This is a genomic window from Paenibacillus sp. 01T424, assembly GCF_056398745.1.
The window spans coordinates 28,543-50,790 of sequence record NZ_JBFTPZ010000047.1 but is presented as its reverse complement, the minus strand read 5'-3'; the positions used below and the strand labels follow the sequence as shown (position 1 = coordinate 50,790).

The 22,248-nt window shown below is 44.5% G+C and carries 17 protein-coding genes; 8 read left to right on the top strand and 9 right to left on the bottom strand.

The genetic code is table 11. The annotated features are described in order from the left end of the window. Positions 1-12 precede the first annotated feature (12 nt). The 5 genes from AC1DPK_RS27710 to AC1DPK_RS27690 form a co-directional block, all read right to left on the bottom strand. Entirely contained in the window at positions 13-774 is a 762-nt protein-coding gene (locus AC1DPK_RS27710; RefSeq protein ID WP_076270578.1) for a response regulator transcription factor, read from the bottom strand. Then, on the bottom strand, positions 749-2,512 hold the full coding sequence (locus AC1DPK_RS27705) for a sensor histidine kinase (protein WP_477512290.1): 1,764 nt from the start codon (positions 2,510-2,512) through the stop codon (positions 749-751). Before AC1DPK_RS27705 ends, AC1DPK_RS27710 begins: the two co-directional genes overlap by 26 nt. Before the next feature lie 145 nt (positions 2,513-2,657). Next, positions 2,658-4,151, bottom strand: a complete 1,494-nt coding sequence (locus AC1DPK_RS27700) for an ABC transporter substrate-binding protein (RefSeq protein WP_477512289.1) — start codon at positions 4,149-4,151, stop codon at positions 2,658-2,660. 87 nt (positions 4,152-4,238) lie between these two features. Beyond that, positions 4,239-5,168 carry a carbohydrate ABC transporter permease gene (locus AC1DPK_RS27695; RefSeq protein WP_076270576.1) on the bottom strand — a complete coding sequence of 310 codons (930 nt, stop codon included), beginning with the start codon at positions 5,166-5,168 and terminating at the stop codon, positions 4,239-4,241. 12 nt (positions 5,169-5,180) lie between these two features. Next, complete coding sequence (locus tag AC1DPK_RS27690; protein ID WP_076270575.1) at positions 5,181-6,137, bottom strand: ABC transporter permease; 957 nt, start codon at positions 6,135-6,137, stop codon at positions 5,181-5,183. A gap of 237 nt (positions 6,138-6,374) precedes the next feature. Between AC1DPK_RS27690 and AC1DPK_RS27685 the strand changes: the two genes are divergently transcribed. Beyond that, a complete protein-coding gene (locus AC1DPK_RS27685; protein WP_477512288.1) occupies positions 6,375-7,574 on the top strand; it encodes a hypothetical protein in 1,200 nt (399 codons plus the stop codon). Between the two features lie 35 nt (positions 7,575-7,609). Here the strand turns inward: AC1DPK_RS27685 and AC1DPK_RS27680 are convergent, their stop codons facing one another. Next, positions 7,610-8,485: an AraC family transcriptional regulator gene (locus tag AC1DPK_RS27680; protein ID WP_477512287.1), complete on the bottom strand. Its 876-nt coding sequence runs from the start codon at positions 8,483-8,485 to the stop codon at positions 7,610-7,612. A 142-nt stretch (positions 8,486-8,627) separates the two neighbouring features. Between AC1DPK_RS27680 and AC1DPK_RS27675 the strand changes: the two genes are divergently transcribed. The 4 genes from AC1DPK_RS27675 to AC1DPK_RS27660 all read left to right on the top strand — a co-directional run bounded on the left by AC1DPK_RS27675 (position 8,628) and on the right by AC1DPK_RS27660 (position 15,742). After that, complete coding sequence (locus AC1DPK_RS27675; protein ID WP_477512286.1) at positions 8,628-11,222, top strand: GH116 family glycosyl-hydrolase; 2,595 nt, start codon at positions 8,628-8,630, stop codon at positions 11,220-11,222. Positions 11,223-11,700: 478 nt separating this feature from the next. Further along, on the top strand, positions 11,701-13,830 hold the full coding sequence (locus AC1DPK_RS27670; protein WP_477512285.1) for a GMC family oxidoreductase: 2,130 nt from the start codon (positions 11,701-11,703) through the stop codon (positions 13,828-13,830). A gap of 134 nt (positions 13,831-13,964) precedes the next feature. Further along, the gene (locus AC1DPK_RS27665; RefSeq protein WP_477512284.1) at positions 13,965-14,426 is read left to right on the top strand and encodes a GNAT family N-acetyltransferase; all 462 of its coding nucleotides are present in this window, start codon (positions 13,965-13,967) and stop codon (positions 14,424-14,426) included. A 167-nt stretch (positions 14,427-14,593) separates the two neighbouring features. Beyond that, positions 14,594-15,742, top strand: coding sequence for a low temperature requirement protein A (locus AC1DPK_RS27660; RefSeq protein WP_477512283.1), 1,149 nt, complete (start codon positions 14,594-14,596; stop codon positions 15,740-15,742). A 142-nt stretch (positions 15,743-15,884) separates the two neighbouring features. Here AC1DPK_RS27660 and AC1DPK_RS27655 read toward each other — a convergent pair whose 3' ends face one another. The 3 genes from AC1DPK_RS27655 to pdxR form a co-directional block, all read right to left on the bottom strand. Then, entirely contained in the window at positions 15,885-17,231 is a 1,347-nt protein-coding gene (locus AC1DPK_RS27655) for an outer membrane protein assembly factor BamB family protein (RefSeq protein ID WP_477512282.1), read from the bottom strand. A 94-nt stretch (positions 17,232-17,325) separates the two neighbouring features. Then, positions 17,326-18,672: a VWA domain-containing protein gene (locus AC1DPK_RS27650; RefSeq protein ID WP_477512281.1), complete on the bottom strand. Its 1,347-nt coding sequence runs from the start codon at positions 18,670-18,672 to the stop codon at positions 17,326-17,328. A 208-nt stretch (positions 18,673-18,880) separates the two neighbouring features. Beyond that, entirely contained in the window at positions 18,881-20,386 is a 1,506-nt protein-coding gene (gene pdxR / locus AC1DPK_RS27645) for a MocR-like pyridoxine biosynthesis transcription factor PdxR (RefSeq protein WP_477512280.1), read from the bottom strand. 175 nt (positions 20,387-20,561) lie between these two features. Here pdxR and AC1DPK_RS27640 point away from each other — a divergent pair, with 175 nt between their 5' ends. From AC1DPK_RS27640 to AC1DPK_RS27630, 3 genes are all read left to right on the top strand, one after another. Continuing rightward, complete coding sequence (locus tag AC1DPK_RS27640) at positions 20,562-21,146, top strand: GNAT family N-acetyltransferase (protein WP_477512279.1); 585 nt, start codon at positions 20,562-20,564, stop codon at positions 21,144-21,146. A 126-nt stretch (positions 21,147-21,272) separates the two neighbouring features. Beyond that, positions 21,273-21,617, top strand: coding sequence for a hypothetical protein (locus AC1DPK_RS27635; protein ID WP_477512278.1), 345 nt, complete (start codon positions 21,273-21,275; stop codon positions 21,615-21,617). Continuing rightward, positions 21,604-22,089, top strand: coding sequence for a nitroreductase family protein (locus AC1DPK_RS27630; protein ID WP_477512277.1), 486 nt, complete (start codon positions 21,604-21,606; stop codon positions 22,087-22,089). The genes AC1DPK_RS27635 and AC1DPK_RS27630 overlap by 14 nt, the downstream gene beginning before the upstream one ends. Positions 22,090-22,248: the final 159 nt, after the last annotated feature.

Genomic DNA, 22,248 nt, shown 5'->3' with positions numbered 1-22,248 from the left:
CCGAGTTCGTTGTTAACCTTTTCCCCGCAGATCAGAGGGAGATTTTCCGAAAAAGCTTTGAAAATGTGTATAGAAATAATTGAGATTGTTGTAGCCGACGGAAAGGGCGATAGAAGAAATTTTCTCATCTGTCGATTGAATTCGTTCTTGTGCGAGCAGCATACGGTAAGCCATTAGATATTCTGAAAATTTCATTTCGGATTCTTTAAGAAATAATTGTCCGAGATAGGTACTGTTCATCTGGAAACGTTCTGCCACTGATTTTAAAGTAATATTCTGAGCATACTCCGTCTTGATCATGAGCAAAATGCGGTTAACCAGCTTGGATAAGCTGTCATAACTTACACCGAGTACCGGGTCCTTGTTCAGGCTCTCGCAGCTAGCATTACCTATCGTACCATGGAGATCCTCAACAATAATTTTCTCAATCACTTGCTGCAGCTTTGTACGATCTAATGGCTTGAGCAGATAGTCTTTAACACCACAGCGAATGGCTTCTTGGGCATACTTGAATTCACTATAGCCGCTCATAATCACATATTTGGTAGGGATTTGGAGCTCATTAAGTCTATGAATCGTTTCATAACCAAGATCCTTGCCAACACAGACATCAAAAATAGCGACATCAGGCAGCAGGTCTACAACCTTGGACATGGCGGCTTCCGTAGATTCGCACGTATCTATTCGACTGAAACCGTATTGTTTCCAGTCGAGGATTCGCTTCATCCCCTCCAAAATCTGTGGTTCATCATCCATTATCAGCAGTTTGTACATGTTCAATCACCTCTTTTGGAATCCGTACAGAAATCTTAACTCCAGCTTCCTCATTATTTCCAATCTCTATAAAAAAGCTTTTCCCGTAAAAGAAGTGCAGCCTCGTGTAGACGTTGCGCAAACCGATACTCTCGGAAGAAGTATCATCCTGGTTGGATATTGTGCTTCGCACTGCATTTAAACGCTCCGCCCCAATACCACGCCCATTATCCACAAATTCCAATACATAATAATCTTCAGCTTCCCAGCCGTTAACGATATACAAATTAAACTCGTTGCTTGCGCTAAAGCCATGGATGAAAAAGTTTTCAGCCAAAGGCTGCATCCAGAACTTTACGGTAGGGATCGAGAGGAGCGCAGGATCTACATTGACCTGATAAAAAAAACGTTCTGGATATTTAAACTCCATAATTTCTAAGTACTTTTGCAACAATTCCAGCTCACTTGCAATCGAAATAATATTTTCCTTTTTGACGATTTCGCGATAGAGCGCCCCTAAGGTAGCAATGGCATCAGCGGTATCTCTGTCCTGATTAACTAAAGCAGTGGAGCGGATGACCTCTAACGTATTATAAAGGAAATGTGGGTTGATTTGATTCTGAAGCGCTTTCATCTCGGTTTCTTGCTGCTTTAGTTTAAGTAAATATTCATTGCGGATATGCTTATCTAACTGCTGAATCATATCATCTAGTTCCCTTGCAATCATGCCGTATTCATTTCGACGATAACGAGCAGGGCGATTAGGTGTGAAATTAGCTGATTTCACGCGACCAATCGATTGAATAATGCGGTGCAGGAAGCGGAAATCATCCCGCATATTATACACAATGAGCAGTAGTACACTTATCATGGTCGTTATTACGATCAGAAAGATGGTAAGCAGCATCCTGGCATGCTGCTTAATCAGCATGGATAAATCAACGATGCTAACGAACTTGAAATTGAACTTGGTGGATGGAAAGGTAATATAAAATATATGCTTGAACAAGCCCTGTGAAATAACGCCATGACTGCGTCCATTCGCCGCTGCGAGACGCGATAATTCCTCTAATTTCTGATCCTGCCCGCTGCCGATAAGGTAGACCTCACCAGAGGTACTGACTGCAGCAGCTTTTCCCAAACGATAATTTTGTATAGATTTAAAGACTTGATCGCTGCTGACCAAGAAGCGCAGCTCCCCTAATTCCTTAGAGCCCAGTGATGTATCCGATAGTTTCTTGCGATATACGAAGCCTTTTAGAATCGTATCGTGAAAAGCTTCGTCTGTATTTGGAAGACCGAATATGAAGCTTGCAATTCCGTTTTCGTTAAAGCGTACAACATTGCTATACTGATTGGTATGCAGACTAACCTGCGTAATTTCACCCTGCGCCCAGCTGTACAGGTAGGTTTTAATATCCTCTGGGAAGGATACCAACGGCTGTGAGAACTCGCTGTTTTGCAGACTATTGGTTAAATAGCCTTCAACACTGCTGTTCAAAAAGCTGCGAGCATCTTCCATTAGACTATGATTGGAGTATATACGCTGCATGTAAGCCTCAATTCGGTCAGCATCGTACTGCAGCTCATTCTCTACACCTGCGAACGCATTTGCAGCCTCTAAACGAGCATCACCAACCCACTGATTCAGCAGCATGACACAGGTCAGAATGCCAAGAGCGAGTCCGATAGTTACGACAAAGACGACATAGGCAATAAACTTGTAACGATAAATTTTGATTTGTAAAAAAGAGCTCATATGGCACCTCAATTGCAGCAGCTCGCCTTAAAGCAAGTGGTTTCCATACCACTTTATCATGATTAAGCGAAGCTTCATAGATAGCAAGAAATAAGCATCCCATACAGAGTGACTCAATAGGGGATGCTTATTTAACTTACTTAACTTACTTGAAGTAGTTATTAATTTGCTCTTGAGCCGCTTTCATAATCGTGTCCATGCCAGCGGACTTTAATTCAGCAGTAATTTTCGGAATCATTTTCTCCGGATCGGATGCGCCTGTAATGAGTTCATATTTGTATTTATCCCATACGGATTGGCAATTTGCCACTTCAGTCTGAAGATTGCTGATGTCCAGTGCGAAACCTAGCACAGTGGAGGATGTCGCTGCGTCATTCAGCTTTTTAACTTGATCCCATTGATCCTCAGGAGCACCTTTGGTAACTGCTAGATTAAAGAATGTACCTTGGGAGTATGCAGCCAGCGGCCAAGTATCAGAAGTACGCTCGATAACCTTTTCGCCATCCACATTTTTGTAATCTACGTCTAGCTCGCCGAATGCAAGCATATTGCGTAGTTTTGGATCAGTATTGACTAATTCGAGGTACTTCAATGCTTCTTTCTTATATTTCGAATTCGCAGAAATCGCATTCAGGGAGCCTTGGATCGTGCTTGTTGTATAAATAGGGCCAAAGTGTTGAACCATATCATATTTTTCAACAGCATCATTGATTTGCCAGCTTACTTCTGCACCTGGAAAAGCCTGGGCTGCAAAGAATGGTCTGCCTTTTTCATTCTCTGTTTTAGTCGGAGCATCTGGGTTGATGATGCCATCTTGGTACCATTTATGCAGGAGCTTCAGATCGGCTATGACATCAGGCTGTTCAAGAACAGAGACAACCGTGCGTGATGCATCGTCAGCTTTTACGCCAACTGGAGTGAAGCCTAGTGTTAAATCATCATAATTGTTAAAGAAACCATTCAAGCCTTCACCTTGCGTCATCGGCAATGGGTAGAAGCTCTTGCCTTCGCCGGACTTGATGTTGTGAAGCGGTTGATCAAGATCCTGCAGGGTTTTGATGTTGTTGATATCAATATTGTACTTTTGCACGTATTTATCATCGTACACCCAATATTGCGTTAGTGCCGAATCCTTATAAGTAGGAACGGAATAATATTTGCCGCCAATTTTTGTGCCATCCCAAACCTTTTCAGGAATCAATTTGTATAAGTCAGGCGCATCACTTTGAACTAAATCAGTGATATCGGCAAAAGCTCCCATAGCCACTTGCTTGCTGTATTTACCGCTGTTTGTGAACATAATGTCGAAGGGTTCGCCAGTATTTACAATTGTGTTGATTTTGGTATCCCATTCACCCCAGCTGGCTACTTTGATGTCAATTTTCACACCAATTTTTTCCGCTGTATATTCATTCATGGCATCAATCGCTTTGCCGAAGTTATTAGGCACTTGGCCGCCGATCGTCCACCAGATGAGTGTCGGAATATCCTTGCTTGGTGTTTCGCTGTCCTTTGGTGCGTCTGTCGTTGACGGAGCATTTGTTGCAGCTGGAGAGTTTGAGCCGGAGCAGGCTGCTAAGCCACTCACCAGTAGTGTGAGAATACAAAGCGTAGAGATGAACTTCCAAGATTTCTTCATTTCATTTCCCCCTTATTGAAGTTGTGTCACCGTAAGCGTTGTACAGTGATCTATCATAAACCAAGCAAGCTTGGTTTATTTCGTTGATTATCCTTTAACTGCGCCAATCGTTAACCCGGAAATGAAATATTTCTGGAAGAACGGATAGGCGAAGGCTACAGGCAGAACAATGATAATCGCTACAGCCATGCGGGCAGATTCCTTCGGCATCGTTGCGACGAGCACGGCATAGCTAACGCCCATACTTGCAGCGTTTTTGGCAAGCGCATCGACATTGCTCATCAAGCTGTTAAGCAGTGCCTGCAAAGAATATAGGTTCTGGTTATTGATGTATAACATCGATTGAAACCAGTCATTCCAATAAGAGAAGCAGAGAAATAGTCCAATGGTTGCAATGACCGGCAAGGAAATCGGCAGAATGATGGAGAAAAAGATTCGCAGCTGGCTCGCACCATCAATTTCAGCTGATTCAATCAGCCCGTCAGGAATCGTGCTTTTAAAGAAGGTTTTACAAATGATAACGTTAAATGAAGAGACGGCAAGCGGCAGAATAAGTGCCCAGACGCTGTCTTTTAGTCCTAATAGATTAGTATTAATGAAGTAGCTGGAAACCAGACCGCCATTGAATATCATGGGGATGAAAACGACCCAAGTTAGAAAGCCCTTCAGTTTGTAGTTTGGGCGAGAAAGGACATAGCCCATGGAGGTGGTAAGAAATATACCGAGCACAGTACCAACCACCGTAACAAGAGCGGATACGCCGAGCGCTCGCAAAATCATCGTTCCTTGCTTGATCACATAAGCGTATGCTTCGCCTGATAATGCAACCGGCAATATATGATATCCTGTCTCACGTATGGAGTCCTCACTGGAAAGTGAAATGGATAGCACTACAATTACGGGTATGACGCAGATCAGCGCCAAGACGATAAAGATCAGGTTGAAAAATAGGTTTACAACGTTGCTTGTACGGTTGAATTTCTCAAGGCCTGTTTCGTAAGTCCTTCTCGTTGACATGGTCTTACCTCCTTACATCATCGCGCTATCTGGATCGATTTTGCGAACAATCCAATTAGCGATTAGAATAGTTGCACAACCCAGAACGGACTGTACGAATGCGGCAGCAGCTGCCATTCCTAAGGTAGCGGATTTCAGTTGTTTATACACCATGACATCGATGGTGGTAGACACGTTAAACAATGAATTGGAATCTCGCGTGACCTGAAAGAACAAGCCGAAATCGGTGTAGAATATACGTCCAACTGACAGAATGAACAGCATGACGATAACGAGTTTGAGCATAGGCAATGTAATAAAGCGTGTTTGCTGCCAAATGGAAGCGCCATCAATTACAGCTGCTTCATAGTACGTGCTGTCAAGGCTTGTGATGGTTGCCAGATAAATGACCATGCCATAACCTAAGCCTTTCCATACATTTAAGAGAATTAGAATGTACGGCCAGTAAGCCGGCTCCATGTACCAGTTAACAGGATCGCCGCCCATGTTGACGAGCAATTGATTAAGAATCCCTTTATCAAAGCTTAGGAACGCCCAGCCTACAGCAGATACGACAACCCAAGATAAGAAATAAGGGAGGAACATCATCGTTTGATAGACTTTACTTGCTTTGCGGCTGTGGAGCAGCCCGATCATAATAGCGAAGAGAACGGGCAACACAATACCTAGAACGATAAAAATAATGTTGTATCCAATGGTGTTTCGAATAATGATCCAAGCGTCATTTGACTTGAATAAGAACTCAAAGTTTTTGAAGCCTACCCAAGGACTATTAAATACATTGCTCAAAAACCCGCCGCTAATTTTGAAGTTTTTGAAGGCAATAATGATCCCGAACATAGGTAAGAAACAAAACAGGATGTACCATATCGTTGTAGGCAATGCCAAGAGGGTGAGTTCCGTATCCTGCTTGTGCCAACGAATTCGTAAGCGCTTTCTTTTATCTTGAAGTTCAACTGTCGATTTCATGCCTTTTACTCCTTTCGGTGTCTTCTCGGATGTGTTGCACTTGTTAAGCTCATTGTATAATAGGAGGATTTGATGCTTCTAGATAACAAACTTGATACTATAGTCAACAAACGTTAGATTCGATCATTCTGTTTTACAGAACTTTAAGAATGGACTCTAGGCTTAATTCCAATATGTGTTAAAATAAATGGATAATTACGTGAATGGGCTTGAAAAGTTAAGTTAGGAGTGTGGATAATGGGTACATTTCTTTCAAATATCCAGGTTTTCACCGGTGTGCAGGATAGCACAAAGCTGCTCGAAGAACTGGTGCTTGCTGTAAGAAATAGGCTGGTAGGGGACGAATATGAGGAAACAGACAACGCTGAATCGGTTGACCGCTCCCTTATTTTGCAGATTTCCTCTGATCGGTGGATTTCCGTCTACGACCAAAGACTTGACGAACAGGACATGGATGCGATGGACACGCTTGGCACTTCCATCTCGGCATCTGCTGGAGTGCCTGCTATTGGTTCCCTCGTACACGATAGCGACTTGCTCTTCATGCGTCTGTACCGAAATGGCAGGATGGCCGATACGATAATCAATGACTTGGATCTATTTAATGAGATGTTCGAGGGGAGTCGTCCCCGAAAACGGAACGGGCTGCCTTCAAAATGGGCTGAGGTTTGTTCACCTGGTGTGAACCCTGCCGAACTAAAGGCGATTTGGGAGAAAGAAAGGGTCTTTGCTGAAGACGCGCTGGTGCTGGCGGCGGAGCTGCTGGATATTCCAACTGAAGCGGCAATGCGGGGTTATGAGACGGATTCAGATTTTAACCAACATAAGAAGGTACTTCATTTGCGCAGCAAGATTCGCTTCACAGATCATGTTGAAGAAATCAATGCACCCAAACTGGCATTCTCAAGCTGGAACTCCTTCGCAGCAGGGGATGTTGGCATTTCGTCAAAGGTTTTATACGGCCTAATTAATCAAGGGCAAGCCTTTACTGGACTTGATGTGCTGCTTTGGGGGACGGCTCTTGAAGAGAGGTTAATTGAACCAGGACCGGGGATTCTGATTTGCACGTCGAACCAATCCCATACCCGGCGTCAATGGAACAGTGAACCGCAGCCGTATGAGTTCGAAGTAAAACAGTCGGGGATGGAGCAGCTATCGCAAATTAAAGGATACCGCTATGAATATCCAGAAATGTCCTTTCCTGATGGGTATATACAGATGATGAATCCAGAGACAGCTGCCAAGCTAGGTCTCATGCGTAAGTGGATGGACAGTTTTAATCAAAATGGATATTCGTTTCAGCTTTCGTTTACAGGAAAAAGGGTGGGCAAATCCGATCTCTTCATAGCATTTTTTCCGAGAGAGATTGGGGAAGGCCAGCTCGTAAAAAGCTTGCCAGTATTTATTGGTGTAAAACCGGATAAAGGTTCAATTTAAAGAAAAAGATTGGTACGGACGGACGGCAAATGTAGTTAATGACGTCGATCCTGATCATAGTTCCTTTTGAAATAACCGGGATTGACCCCAGTTATGGACTTGAAAGTTTTGGATAAGTGATGAACATCAGTGAAACCGCAATATTCACTCGTCTGCTGAAGGGACATGCCTTCCTTCAACAGCTCCTGAGCATGCTGGATACGCAAGTTCAGTAAGTATTGATAAGGTGTCATATTGAATTGTTTCTTAAATAGTACTGTGAATCGAGAGGGAGAAAGGTCTGCTCTTTTGGCCATATCGCTAACATTGATAGGTTCTGAGATTCGAAACGCTAAATATGACGTAATCCAGTTCAAGAAAGGACGACGAGATGACGAGGCAGCTTGTGGCTTCATATAACTTTTGAAAATCACGGTCAGAAATTCATAAGCCAGCTGATTGGCTTCCATGATGCCTAGATAGGTTTGTGACTGCCAGCATTCGATGATCTTGAAGACGAGGTCACGCAGCTTAACGGAGTGCGGAGTTTTAAGTTTAAATGGAATGAGTAAGGAATCGCATTCATGCAATCTAGGTTGTGAATAGGTGGAGTAGGGGGACATGTCCAATTGTCCTGGTCGCGTGATAAAGCTCTTATCCTTCTCTGGATTATAAAAGAAATCCAGATGCACGTAAGGATTGATCGTATCGGTAATGCCTTTGATTGTATGTACGTCTCCGGGCTGAAGCAAACAGAGATCTCCTGCATTCAGGAGATGAACGTTACCGTTGACCTCGATTTCAAACGAACCCTCCTGCACGTAAAAAATGATATAATCCAGCAAATTGCGCTCGCCAAGGAAAAAGGGCGGACGGATCGCATAATCTGATTCGCGAACATAGGGAGCGATGGCGTAGTCCTCTAATCTCATCGTAATCTGCCTCTTTCATTATAAATAATCGTTTTATACATAAAAAATAGATCTTATATATACAGGATTAAAGCTTATATTCCATTAAGATGAAGGTAGATTGTTGTTCAAGTATACCATGATCTTAAGGGAGGTAATAAGCATGAAAAAGGCGTATAAGGGTACTAAAATGAGGGAAATAAGTTTTCCGCTTGGAGGAATCGGCAGCGGAAGCATCGGTCTTGCAGGCAATGGCCGGTTGGTGGACTGGGAAATATTCAACCGTCCGAACAAGAAGAGTTTCAACGGTTTTAGCCACTTCGCAATAAAGGCGGAGCGGGAGGGTAAAGTACTGGATGCGCGGGTGTTGAACGGCGATTTGCAAGCGCCTTACGTCGGTGAAAATCTTCGCGGCGCACCGCTGCATAGCGGATACGGATTCGGACCAGAAAGCCAGACGATGGCGGGTATGCCGCATTTTCGGGAAGTGGAGTTCAGGGGCGAATTCCCGTTGGCAGGCATGTCATTCGCGGAAATCGATTTCCCCGGGCGCGTCGAATTAGTGGCCTTTAATCCGTTCATACCGCTCCAAGAGGATGACTCTAGTCTTCCCGCGGCTTTTTTTGAGTGGGAAGTTGAAAATACAAATCATGAAACGATTGCATACACGTTATGCCTCTCGGCTGGCAACCCCATTCCGACGGAAAAGGTAAATCACCGATACAGCATGATGGAAGGCACCGAAGGCGAATGCATACACATGATTAAGCTAAGCTCTGACCAGCATGACGATGCGCTCGCTCAGTTCGGCGATATCACACTGTCAACTGATGCACCAGATGTCAGCTACCAAGAATTCTGGTATCGCGGCGGCTGGTGCGACAATCTCGAGATGTTCTGGCATGATTTCACGCAGCAAGGACATTTGCAAAATCGTCAGTATCCCGTGACTGAGCCGCCTTTGGTACGCAAAGACACGGCATCACTTGCCGCTCATATTGAGCTGAAGCCCGGAGAGAAGAAAAAGATTCGATTCACGATCAGTTGGAACTTTCCAAACGTGGAGAACTATTGGAATCCCAATCCGTTAGGCTCTAACAGCTGGAAAAATTATTATGCGACGCTGTTTGAGGATTCCAGCGCATGCGCGAAATATGCGTTTGACCATTGGGATCGTCTTTACAGTGAGACCGTAAGGTTCAAAGATGCGTTGTTCTCATCGACTGTGCCCGATGTCATCAAGGATGCGGTGTCCGCAAATTTATCCGTGGTCAAAACGGCAACAACACTTCGTCTAACCGACGGTTCCTTCTATGGATTCGAAGGCAGCATCGAAGATGCTGGCTGTTGCGAAGGTTCCTGTACGCATGTATGGAATTATGCTTATGCACTTCCCTTCCTGTTCCCACGCTTAGAGCGCAGCATGCGGGATTTAGATTTTAAATACAACAAACGCGAAGACGGGAGAATGTCATTCCGGTTAATGCTCCCGCTCGGACGCGAGCGGATGGATTCCCGTGCTTGCGCGGATGGACAATTCGGCGGTGTTATTAAAGCTTATCGAGATTGGAAAATATCGGGCAATACAGAGTGGCTTACGTCCGTCTGGCCAGAAATCAAGCAAAGCATTACGTACGCTTGGGCCGATACTAACGAGGACAAATGGGATCCAGATAAAACGGGCGTATTGTCGGGCAGGCAGCATCACACTCTTGACATGGAGCTATACGGACCGAATGCTTGGCTGAGCGGATTTTACTTAGCGGCCCTTAAAGCGGGAGCGGAGATGGCGGCATTCTTGGGTGAGAGTGAAACTGCTGACGAATTTGACAGCCTGTTTCAATCGGGGAAACGATGGATCGACGAGCATCTGTTCAATGGCGAGTACTACGTGCAACAAGTCGATTTATCGGATAAATCGCTGCTCGATAAATTCGACACGGATACCGTCAGCACGTATTGGAACAATGAACGAGGGGAAATCAAATACCAGATTGGGGAAGGCTGCGCCATTGACCAAGTCATTGCACAATGGCACGCTAATTTATGCGGTTTGGGCGAAATTTTCGATAAGGAACAGATGCGTACAGCTTTGAAGTCGTTGTATCGGTATAATTTCAAATCCAGCATGAGGCGGGAAGCGAATACTTGGCGCTTGTACTCTCTTAACGACGAGGGCGGACTCGTGATCTGCACTTGGCCAGAGGGCCGACATAAGCCGGCGATTCCGCTGACTTATAACTCGGAGACGATGACCGGCTTCGAATACCAAGCGGCTGCGCACATGATTCAAGAGAGTTTCATCGATGAGGGGGTTTCCATTGTTCAAGCGATCCGGGAGCGTTACGACGGCGAGAAACGCAATCCGTGGAACGAGATCGAATGCGGCAGCAACTACGCGAGATCTATGGCCAGTTACTCCTTGCTGCAAGCCTTCAGCGGCTTCGAATATGACATGGTCGAAGGCATGATCGGATTCAAACCTGTTCAGTCGGATGTGGATAAGTTTCGTACGTTTTGGTCGCTTGACATGGGCTGGGGCGTCTACGAGCAAAGCGAGACACAGACTCAGCTGCAATTACTGGGCGGCAAGCTGGTCGTAAAATCGATTGGATTACCCGAAGATAGAATCGAAACGATTAAACAAATCGAATTAGGCGATGCTAGTTTGGTTTATATCATCGTAGAAGATAGGATTCATTTTGAACCGCCGATTATCATTGATGCGGGAAACATGCTTGTAATTAAGCATGCTTAGAGGCAAGAGGTATGGATTTAACGAGTATGCAGAACAAATAACATCTGATTAGTTAATTTGTAAACAACATCCGATTACTACTTTGTCTGGCAGTACGTATTCTAATTATGTTATCTACTTCGGCAAAGTCGGCATCCATTCGTTAGCTGTATATGCGCTTTAACATCCAGACGAGCACTATTTTATGGGTTTATTCGAACTTAAAACTATAGCCACTGTTCTCAAAAACGGTGGTTTTTTGTTTTGCTATAAATTTGATTATCAAGTCTAGTATTCTGATATTTTTGAATGAACTAAGAATGAAAAACACTTGAACAACTCAGTGAAAAGTATAATATGGAAATGAAGCTATATTTAATAAGAACTTGGGGACTGCGTGAAGCAAGCTGGTAAGGTATCGTTGTGCAAATAAAGGAGGGGCGTGCATGAGGATGAGTCAAGACGCTGCTGTTAAAAGCCAATGGGTGGTGGAGGTTCGATGAGGATTGACGATCAAGAGTATATTTCGAGCGAGCTTCTTTTAATTTTGGAAGCGGTTGCAGATCAACTGATTCCAGGAGATGCATGGCCGTCGGCGACCGATGGAGGAGTTATAGCATACCTGAAACGTATTGCTGCTCAGGATACCGCTGCCTGGACGGATCTAATAGAACCAGGACTTCGTGCATTGGAAGCAGAGGCATTAGCTCTCCATGACCAACCTTTTTCGGAACTATCGCCTCATGAGAAGGATCGATTGTTGCGCGACGTTGAGCATGATTCTTTTGGCGGCTGGCCTGTTTCATCCAAACGTTTCTTTGACACTTTATTGTGTCTGGTCGTTGAAGGATACTATGGAAGCCCGGAGCTTGGCGGGAATAGTGAAGGCAGATCATGGGAAATGATCGGGTTTCGTCCGGGGACTGTCCCCGAAAGCATTGACACGGCCCCAGAAATAGATTTACCGCAAAAAAACTTCGATCAGCTTCGGGAGAATTATGATGTGGTCATCATAGGTGCTGGCGCTGGCGGCTCAGTAGCGGCGGCTGTATTAGCTGAATCAGGGCTTCAAATTCTCGTTATTGAGCGTGGAAGCTGGCTTCGTTACAGTCAGGTAGGCAGTGATCATTTGCGCAACCATCGCTTTAGCAAATATGGTCATAACACAGGACCAGGAATGGAAGGCAGCCCTCGTACGATTCTATTGGCGGGCGGAGATGAGCGAATTACGTCGCCTATTGATGGGGACTATCATAATAATGCAATGACGCTGGGTGGAGGGACACGGGTTTACGGAGCGCAGGCATGGCGATTTCATCCAGATGACTTCCGCATGGCGAGTCGCTATGGAATACCAGATGGGAGCTCGCTGAGCGATTGGCCGATTAGCTATGAAGAACTTGAACCGTATTACATGCAGGCGGAGTGGGAAGTTGGCGTCTCTGGTGATGGGAATGCCCATTCTGGACGCGGGAAGCGACGACAGGATTATCCAATGCCAGCGCTGTCACGTACGCTGGAGGCAGAACGTCTAGCAAGAGCAGCAGAAAAGTTGGGATGGGAAGCGGGTCCGGTGCCGCTGCTCATCAACTCCGTTGATAGGGATGGTCGGCCAGCTTGCGGCCGGTGCGGACAGTGTGTTGGATTTGCCTGCCCGACCAATAGCAAGAATGGCGGGCATAATACGATGTTAGTGAGGGCAATCGCAACTGGTAACTGCGACCTGATCTGTGATACCACTGTGGAGCGCATTGAAACCGAGGGTGGAAAACATGCTACCGGGGTTCGTCTCGTGCAGCAATTGGAGGGCTCAATCCAGCGACGGATAATACGTGCGGGGCATGTTGTAGTTGCTGCCGGAGCTATCGAAAGCGCACGCCTCCTACTCAACTCGGCAACGGAATCAGAACCGGATGGAATCGGCAATCGGAGCGGACAAGTAGGAAGAAACCTTCAAGGGCACGTCTACTCTGGTGCATACGGCCTCTTTGATGAACCGATTCAAGACGGTCTTGGTCCGGGAGTGAGCATTGCCACTTTCCGCTTTGACCATAGTAACGAGGGCATTATCGGGGGAGGGCTGCTTGCCAACGAGTTCACTCGGTTGCCGCTTATTCACTGGTATCGAGCACTTGCCCCGAATGCGGCACGATGGGGGAGCGCAGGCAAGGAAACCATGCGGCAGAGCTTCTTGCGCACCAGCCAAATTCAGGGGCCGATCCAAGAGATCCCGAGCGCGGAATCCCGAGTGCGGCTATCGAATGCGGTAAAGGATCGCTTTGGYATACCTGTTGCTCAGCTCTCGGGTAGCGTCCATCCTGAGTCGCTGCGAGCTTCAGCCATGCTGGGAGAGCAAGCAGAGAAGTGGCTCTGGGCTGCTGGGGCAAGTGAAGTTTGGCAAACTCGGGCAGGTGGCGGGCTTAGCGCCGGACAGCATCAGGCAGGTACACTTCGCATGGGCAATGACCCTTCTACTTCCGTGACTGATCCCTTAGGTCGTGTACATGGATACGACAATCTCTGGGTGAGCGACGGATCTGTTCACGTGACCAATGGCGGTGTTAACCCGGTGTTGACGATCATGGCTTTAGCTTTCCGTACTGCAGAGAACCTCGTGAAACAAGGGTAGCGAAAAATTATAGAAGCATAGTAACAAAAAACTGAATCATAAAAAGACTCGCTAAACCCTCGGATGGTCATCTTTCTATTAGAGAAGCGTAAGGGAAGAACTGCATCTGTGCAGTTCAAAAAAGGGAGGTAATCATGTCCATTATACGCCTTGCTACTCTGGAAGATATCGATGAACTTGTTCGAATGCGCTGGGAGTTCTCGGAAGAGGAGAACAGCGATAGTACACTAAACTACGAGGAGTTCCATCAGACTTGTTATGAATTCTTAGTTAAAGCAATGAAAAGCGGAGACTGGTATATTTGGGTAGCAGAAGACTCAGGAAGCATAGTGTCACATATGTATCTTCAACTCATTCATAAAGTACCGAGACCCGGTAAATCCCCGGACCCTTATTATGGATACGTGACCAACGTATATACGCGACCTGCATTTAGAAATCAAGGAATCGGCAGCGACATTCAATTGGCCATGGAGCATTGGTCAAAAGAAAATAAAGTCGAGTTCCTTTTGGTTTGGCCGAGCAGCAATAGTGTACAATTTTACTCCAAAAATGGCTTCTTTCGCTGCGATGAAGCGATGGAAAAGCATTTTTAATTTTATAATAAGAGCAGGAGCTGCGATAGCCTGCTCTTCTTTTTTTGCTCGATCAGAAAATAATCAGATTTCTCTATTCGTATTCGTCCACATCCGCTAAGATGGGTTAGTACTTAAAAAGATTGATAGCGGGGGTTCAGCACCCCAATCGAAAAGGAGCACTAACCATGATTAAGCAAGTATTAGGATTACAACAGAAAGAAGGATCTGCTGAAAAGAAGGTTACCTGGCTGGAATTGTTTTATGATTTGCTTTTTGTAGCGGCAGTTTCAAAAGCAGCTCATGTGCTGCTGCATGTCGAGAATGGCACCATTCCAGTAGAATACTTAGGGAAATTTGTTCTAATCTTTGTTCCAATCTGGTGGGCTTGGGTGGGGCAGTCGCTTTTTGTAAATCGCTTCGGACAAGATGTCTTGTCTCACAGAATATTTCTGATTCTACAATTATTTTTTGTATTAATAATGACCGCCAGCTTATCGGTTGATTTTGATCAATATTATGTTTCATTTTTAATAGGCTATATTGGTTTAAGAGCTATGACGGCCATTCAATATTTAGCGGTACATAAGACAGAAGAAGCACATAAAAAAATCACTGCTCAGTATTTAGGGAGTCGCTTTTGGATTGGTTTGGTCATATCTGCATCATCATTATTTTTTGACTCGTGGATACGTTATGCCGTTTTGTATGCGGGAATAGCTGTAGACATATTGCTGCCTTTAATCGGTCGAAAATATTTAGTGAAAAGCCCGGTAAATACTCATCATTTATTAGAACGGTTCTCTTTGTTTACCCTTATTCTGCTTGGCGAATCCGTAATCAGCATACTAGCCGTATTGCAGTCCAGCAACTGGACGTGGCAATCTATCTTATTTGCGTTAATTACTTTTGTGTTAATCATCGCTATGTGGTGGCAATATTTTGATAACGTCGAGAAGAAAGTAAACAAATCAATAGAGACTGCAGGACAAACGATCATTTATGGGCATTTATTCATTTATTTATCGATGTGTATGATCGCAGCTTCGATTCAGTTGTTATTTTTGAAACAATTAGATTATTTATTTATGTTAGGTTATATGTTTGGATCTGTATTGCTCTACTTTTTTTCAACCTCATTAGTTTTCCATAAGTATAGACATGAACATCAAAGATTGGGCATATCACATTTAATGCTTTTCTTAGGGCTGCTGATCGCTTTTTTTACATTGGATTTGTTTCTTGTACTTCCCAATTACATAATCATTGGAGAAGTGATGGTGTTTTTTGTTGTATATGCAAAATTAACAACGCAAAATGTACGAAAAACACAATAATACTTTGGTCAAAATTTTTAAAATAACAACTCTTTATGATGAGGCTGCCTGCACGGAGCAGCAGCCTCATCATTCAGGAAAATTCTATTATCATAGCCCTTGGAGGAAGATGGTTATCAAGCGATTTCTACTCATTACGCTGTTACTTTAAAGCCGCAGGTAATTTCACTGCGACTAACCTGTCTGGCGTCTGTATGATAAGGAATCCATCCTCTTTAAGGATTTGTTCATATTTACGCGCACCAGTTTTCACCCGAAACAGCGGTTTGCTAGTATCAAAATCAAGCGCGTGCATGATGCCATCGGTTTGGGCAAGATAGACTCCTTTACCATAGACCACCGTCAATGCGGATGGGTTGTCTCCAGTCCAGCTGAGGTCTTGTCCGTTAATTGTTTTCATGCTTGTGAGTAAACCATTCTGTGATTTGCCGAATAAAATGCGACCACGGTGAACTTTACTAAGAGGGTAAACTTCTCGATCATAAATGGGCTCACTGTAGGACTTTAGAGGTTTGCCTTCCGGTTTATAATTTTTGAAATCATATACCTCTATAATGCCATTATGATGAATATAAAAATCATTTCCATCAAAGTAGGTCGATATACGAGTCTCATATTTATCGCCCGAACCTTCGGCTATGCTCCAGCGATAAACACGGCTTCCTTTTATTTCACCCGTCTTTACATTGATAACGGATATTGTAATGCTGCGCTCAGGACTTTCATCTATCGGTTGACTATTATATTTAATAGAGTATGCAAGTCCGCCTTCAATCTTAATCGGAACGTTTTGATCTATTATCCCCCAAAGCTTTTTCCCTGTTTTCTTATCGATGGCATTAAGTTGATTATAGGTGTTTGATTCTCCATTTATTGTAAAAACACGCAATGCGACTTCTCCCGCATCCAGAAGTCCTGAATATCCGTATTCTGCAAGGGGCTCGCTATTTACCCAGAGCTGCTTTCCCGTCTTCAAGTGGACTGCAACGATATAATTGCTTAACAAGTAATACACTGTATCGCCGAAAACCTCGATCGCGTTTGGTTTCTCAATCTGGACGCTCGATGTCCATAGCTTCTTCCCGTTTGAAGCAGAAAGAGCATAAAGTCTCCCGTTATTCAAAACCCCGAATATATTTCCCCCATGATACACAAAGGTGGGTTGTACATCATCTTCAAAAGTCCATAAGATCTCGCCTGTCTGAGCGTTCAAAGCGATTAACTTTCTGTCTCTTAATGTGAAAACCTTGCCCTCACCTGCTACTGTAGAGTTAGTAGTTAAATAGTCGTCCCAATTATCGACCTTTACGGACCAAGCTTGCTGGACAATCGGTGACTGAATCCCAGGGTTTCCTATACCGAAGGATATTACAGGAGTCTCGGCATACACTTTATTCATTCCAATAGGGTCTGACGTTTGCCCGATCTGAATGGTTGTGAGCAAGATAGAAGCTGCAAGCAATGATCGAAATATTAATTTTCTTATCATGGATGAACCTCCTATTACTTTGATAAAAAATAACAGCCATGAGTACGGATCATTGCTGAACGGTGCTCATGACTATCGACTTGTCTGCTGCTTGCTATGGGCTGATGATACCTTTGGCCCGAGCGTCTTTCAGCCACTGCGGGTATTCATTGAATAGTCGATCATACAGATCTTCATCACTTACTTGGTCCAAATCATCCAGTGCAAAAAAATCGGCGTTATCGAGTACTCGTCCCCTCAAATCATCGAGCTTGCGCAGCACGCCGAAGTCGGCATTACCGAGGCCGACAAATTGCCAAAATATATTTTGACCGGAACTATCAATAAGAAGCTTCGAAATTTTCTTCGTTTCATAGATGCCGCCATCGCTGAAGAAGACAATGTAGGTTGGCATTTTTGAAGGCTCTTCTTGTGTATACTTCTTGATTATATCGGCCATAACAAGAGGTTCATTATTACCAGCGCCGAGGCCGCCAAATAGGCGAGGGGCCGGATATGTATTTTTAACGTAATTTTCGTATTCATTTTCGTTTACGCTCTTCATTCGTTGACTCTTCGAGGCAAAGAACCAGACATCCATCATGCCATCGTCATCCATGCTTGCAGCTACTGCAAGTACCCGCTCAAATGCGCGCTGCACCACGCCTTTTTCGTAGAGAGCATACATGGAGCCGGAGGCATCGAATATAACAGCTACGCGTGCTTTTTGCTGATCGATATTTTTTTTGCGAAGCGATATGGCCACCTTTTGCTTCAACAAATCAATTTTGTTCAAATTAATTTTAGATGGCGCATCACTTGCCGAGGAACTCGCTGCGCCTGAGCGTGCAGCTTTGATTTCGGATACAGCTTTGGAGCGTGCCTGATCGGCTTGAATCGTCGGAACTGCTGGCGATGGGGGACTGCTTGTATCTTCTTCCTCAGCAACGTTTACGCCATGAGCTTCTGCGAGCGGTTTCAAACCACCGTGGAAACCTTTGCCAACCGCACGAAGCTTAAAGCCGCTTGAATGCAGGTACAGCTCGGCGAGCACTAGTGAGGTTTCAGCATTTCCTTCTGTTATTTCATATACAACTTTTTTCACCGAGGTTTCGGCAGTGATTTGACATCCCTTTACATCTGCGAACGTTCCCGGTCCATCAAGGGTGATCGCAAATACGCATTTTTGAACCTTCGATGACTGGAGGGCTGTAAGATTAATGATAAATTCACTATTCCATTTGTCTTGTGGAGTGAATTGCACGATGCGCCCGGGATCCGCAGGCTGGTTATAAAATACGAAATAATCATCGGATGAAACTTTACCGTCAGAGCCTACCATAAAGCAGCTGACATCGAGATCTGCTGGCGAATGCTTGCAGGAAATGGAAACCTTCACCGTGGCCGCCTCGCCAAGTGGAGCATTAGCGCCTGTTATTAATTTAATCGTAGAAGTACTCATACGTTCACTCTCCTTGTCTCGTACTGAGAATGTGAGGGATAACCTGCATATTATGGAAACCTTACACTGTAATGGTTGAATTATATCATAGGTTTGAATAGAGAACTATTTTAATAGATAGGTGTAATTTAATAGATTATCCATGCTTAACAATCAATCTGCTTAGCTTGGTTTGGTGTCCGGTGAGAATGGGTTTGGTTGTTGGAATTTAAAATGTTGATTCTATGTGCTTCCAAGCTTTGCTCATTCTTTCTATCCCGACTGTTAAATCATCGTCAGTGAGGTGGGAAAAGCCGAGGCTTATACCAATCCGATTACGGTTCATTCGATCTTTCACCCACTCGACGCCTGCTTCCCTGCAAGCCTTCTCAAAAGCATCATAATCCTCTTGTGCTCCTGTCCACCAACCGAAAATATGCAAACCTGCATCTCCCTCAACCCAGCGAATCGGAATGGTCAATCGTTTCAACGCGTCGCGCAAAAGAGTGAATTTGTGGCTGTATATTCGCTTCATTCGTCTCAAATGCCGTTCATACAGCCCGCTATTCATGAACGAGGCGAGTGCCCGCTGCTCAAGAATTGCGCTTGGATGCGGCTCATATAACGCCTTTGCTCTAGCAAAGGGCACGACTAAAACTCTCGGCAGAACAACAAAACCAAGCCTTATATCCGTCATCATCGTTTTGGAAAATGTTCCTGTGTATATGACGAGATCAGCTGAAGTTTCCAAACTTTTGAGCGTCTCAATCGGTTTGCCTCGGTGGCGGAATTCACTGTCATATTCATCCTCGACGATAAATGCACTCTGATCAGCGGCCCATTGGAGCAGCTGCTGCCTTCGCTCCATGTTCAACACAGCCCCCGTTGGGTATTGGCGATTCGGTGTAACAAAAAGCAGCTTGGCATTCCATGGTTGCGGAACTAGTCCTTGATCGTCAACTTCACCTTCAATCAACATTGCTCCTGAAGCAAGCACAGCTTTCCGAATCCCATAATAACCGGGGCTTTCGGCTACGACGGCATCCCCAGAGCCTGCTAAAAGCTGTGTCAACAAGGCAATTGCTTGCATCGATCCGTTTACGATCGCAATTTGCTCCGAATTAGCAACAATACCCCGATAGCGCTGAAGATGCTTAGCGATGGCTTCGCGCAAAGTTTCCACACCAAGCGGCTTGTGTGCATCGATATTAGCTTTTTCTGTCATTTTCCTTGTTTCATCATACAGGCACCGATTCCAGTCTTCCTTCGAAAACGAGCTCATGTCGGTTATTCCCAGTTGAAAGGATATTTTCTCGGAACATTTTGATTGATCTGAACCATCATTTACTAATGTCTGATGGCTATCCGTCCCATCAATGTGGGTATCTGTTTCCCTGACATGAACTGCCATGCCTGCAATCCGCTCACCCCATTCAGACAATTGTATTTCTCTCTTGGCAAAAGGGAGCAAAGAAAGGTTCGTTGTCTGATAACTAACGTATGTTCCGCTGCCGGTCAAGGGAGCCACATACCCTTCAGCTGCGAGTGCTTCAAGTACATTCGAAACTGTACCGCGTGAAAATCCATACATCCTCGCTAGTTCCCGGCTTGAAGGAAGTTTATCCCCATGGACAAGCTTGCCTTCCATCAAAGCATCCCGCAGCGCATGGTACAACATCTCATATTTGGTGGTGTAACGTTCCTTATACGGCTCTAAAGCTAAATAAATAGTCATGTTTGCTTACCTGCCGTTTCTAAAGTGGTCTAATGAAATTTATCGAAAATGGATCTATTACTAATCCGATATGCATCATATAATGACAACAATCTCACATTTCAAGTAAACAAGCAATACGGAATCCATACCATAACAGAGATACTATTCTTATATAAAATCGGAGGTCACGGTAATGAATACAGAAAAAAACACATTGCAAGGCACGCGCGCAAAGCTGACCTTGTTGGAGGAGCATCATGCTGGCATGCTGCTGGAAGCGGCAAAGGACACACCGATTTGGGGTGTGTCTTTGAAAGGGATTTCTTCGTTAGCTGATGCCGAGCAGTATATTGGGCAAGCCAAAAAAGAAGAGGCGGCGGGAACCTGCATTCCTTTTGTTATATGGGATCAGGTACAGAATAAAATCGTTGGGAGTACCCGATTTTTCGATATTTCAGCAGAGCATCGCGGTTTGGAAATCGGCTACACCTGGATGAACCCCAGCGTTTGGCGGACAAGGGTGAATACCGAATGCAAATATTTGCTGCTGCGCGAAGCATTCGACAATCACAACATGATCAGAGTACAGCTTAAAGCGGATCTTCGTAATACGAGGTCACAGGCAGCTATTGAGCGCATCGGTGGCATTCGAGAAGGGGTGCTGCGCAACCATCGCGTGTTAAGTGACGGCTATATTCGCGATACAGTAATGTACAGCATTACGAATCAGGAATGGCGGTCGGTTAAGGCAAGGCTGGAGTCTTATCTCTCTAAATAAGAATGGAGTTAGACCTTTTCATTTGTAGATAATGAATAATTTCTTGACAGCTCACCTCGAGTCGGTATACATTTGTATACATAAACCGTTTGTATACAAATGTATACAACTTGAGGGGGAGTAACAATGCGCGAGGGAAGACACGGACACATAGGGCATCACGAACACAGAGGACACAGAGATCGGGGACATGAACACGACGGTAGAAGACATGAGCGTACTTCAAGCGCTCAAACCTTTCGCCGAGGCAGAGCGATTGCATTCCTGGAGAGACTTCAAACGAAGCGCTCAACTTTACTGCATCAACTGAATCAGCCAGAATACGACGCCATCAAACTAGTTATAAGTGGTGAATTAAAAGCTACAGATGCAATTATTCAGGAGTTTATCCAGTCGTTTGAGCTTCGCGAAGCAGCTCCTGAAAGCGACAATAACAATATTGGAGAAGATGAGAAAAATGACAGTAACTGAAGCAATAAGAACCCGCAGAAGTATTAAATCATTCAGCCCTCAGCCTATTTCCGAAAGTGATTTGATTTCTTGGCTAGAGACTGCCAGCTATGCGCCAAACCATCGCTTTAACGAGCCTTGGGAGCTCCTGTTTATTGGACCAGAAACAAGAACTAAATTAAATCATAAAACGGACTTTGGCAAAGCGCCTGTCGTTATTGGAGTATTGTCTAAACCAGGTTCGACTTCATTTGAACGCGACGAGAATGTTATGGCTGTCTCTYGTTTTGTACAGAACTTCTTATTAGCCGCTCATGAAGCTGGTGTTGGTGTGTATTGGGCTTCTCTGGGGGCTTTGGCTCATAACCGCACCATTTTAGATGTGCCGGAAGATTACGATGTTATTGGTGTATTGGGAATTGGTTATCCAGCAGAAGTTCCAAATGCTAAGCCAAGAACATCAATTGCTTCCAAGATTACGTATCTCTCTTAAAAATATACCTCTCTACAGTATTGCTTGTCTGTGGGGAGTTTTTTTGTCATTAGTGAATGATCTAAAGCAAGAAATATTCACTTTGACTAACCAATTCGTAACGTTATATTTAAAGCAATTCCACAAATTGAATTTCAAACAACAAATAATTAATATATA

What these genes read in the sequence shown, in the direction of transcription:
- AC1DPK_RS27710 (WP_076270578.1), bottom strand. Translation starts at nt 774, where the DNA reads ATGTACAAACTGCTGATAATGGATGATGAACCACAGATTTTGGAGGGG.
- AC1DPK_RS27705 (WP_477512290.1), bottom strand. Translation starts at nt 2,512, where the DNA reads ATGAGCTCTTTTTTACAAATCAAAATTTATCGTTACAAGTTTATTGCC.
- AC1DPK_RS27700 (WP_477512289.1), bottom strand. Translation starts at nt 4,151, where the DNA reads ATGAAGAAATCTTGGAAGTTCATCTCTACGCTTTGTATTCTCACACTA.
- AC1DPK_RS27695 (WP_076270576.1), bottom strand. Translation starts at nt 5,168, where the DNA reads ATGTCAACGAGAAGGACTTACGAAACAGGCCTTGAGAAATTCAACCGT.
- AC1DPK_RS27690 (WP_076270575.1), bottom strand. Translation starts at nt 6,137, where the DNA reads ATGAAATCGACAGTTGAACTTCAAGATAAAAGAAAGCGCTTACGAATT.
- AC1DPK_RS27685 (WP_477512288.1), top strand. Translation starts at nt 6,375, where the DNA reads ATGGGTACATTTCTTTCAAATATCCAGGTTTTCACCGGTGTGCAGGAT.
- AC1DPK_RS27680 (WP_477512287.1), bottom strand. Translation starts at nt 8,485, where the DNA reads ATGAGATTAGAGGACTACGCCATCGCTCCCTATGTTCGCGAATCAGAT.
- AC1DPK_RS27675 (WP_477512286.1), top strand. Translation starts at nt 8,628, where the DNA reads ATGAAAAAGGCGTATAAGGGTACTAAAATGAGGGAAATAAGTTTTCCG.
- AC1DPK_RS27665 (WP_477512284.1), top strand. Translation starts at nt 13,965, where the DNA reads ATGTCCATTATACGCCTTGCTACTCTGGAAGATATCGATGAACTTGTT.
- AC1DPK_RS27660 (WP_477512283.1), top strand. Translation starts at nt 14,594, where the DNA reads ATGATTAAGCAAGTATTAGGATTACAACAGAAAGAAGGATCTGCTGAA.
- AC1DPK_RS27655 (WP_477512282.1), bottom strand. Translation starts at nt 17,231, where the DNA reads ATGATAAGAAAATTAATATTTCGATCATTGCTTGCAGCTTCTATCTTG.
- AC1DPK_RS27650 (WP_477512281.1), bottom strand. Translation starts at nt 18,672, where the DNA reads ATGAGTACTTCTACGATTAAATTAATAACAGGCGCTAATGCTCCACTT.
- pdxR (WP_477512280.1), bottom strand. Translation starts at nt 20,386, where the DNA reads ATGACTATTTATTTAGCTTTAGAGCCGTATAAGGAACGTTACACCACC.
- AC1DPK_RS27640 (WP_477512279.1), top strand. Translation starts at nt 20,562, where the DNA reads ATGAATACAGAAAAAAACACATTGCAAGGCACGCGCGCAAAGCTGACC.
- AC1DPK_RS27635 (WP_477512278.1), top strand. Translation starts at nt 21,273, where the DNA reads ATGCGCGAGGGAAGACACGGACACATAGGGCATCACGAACACAGAGGA.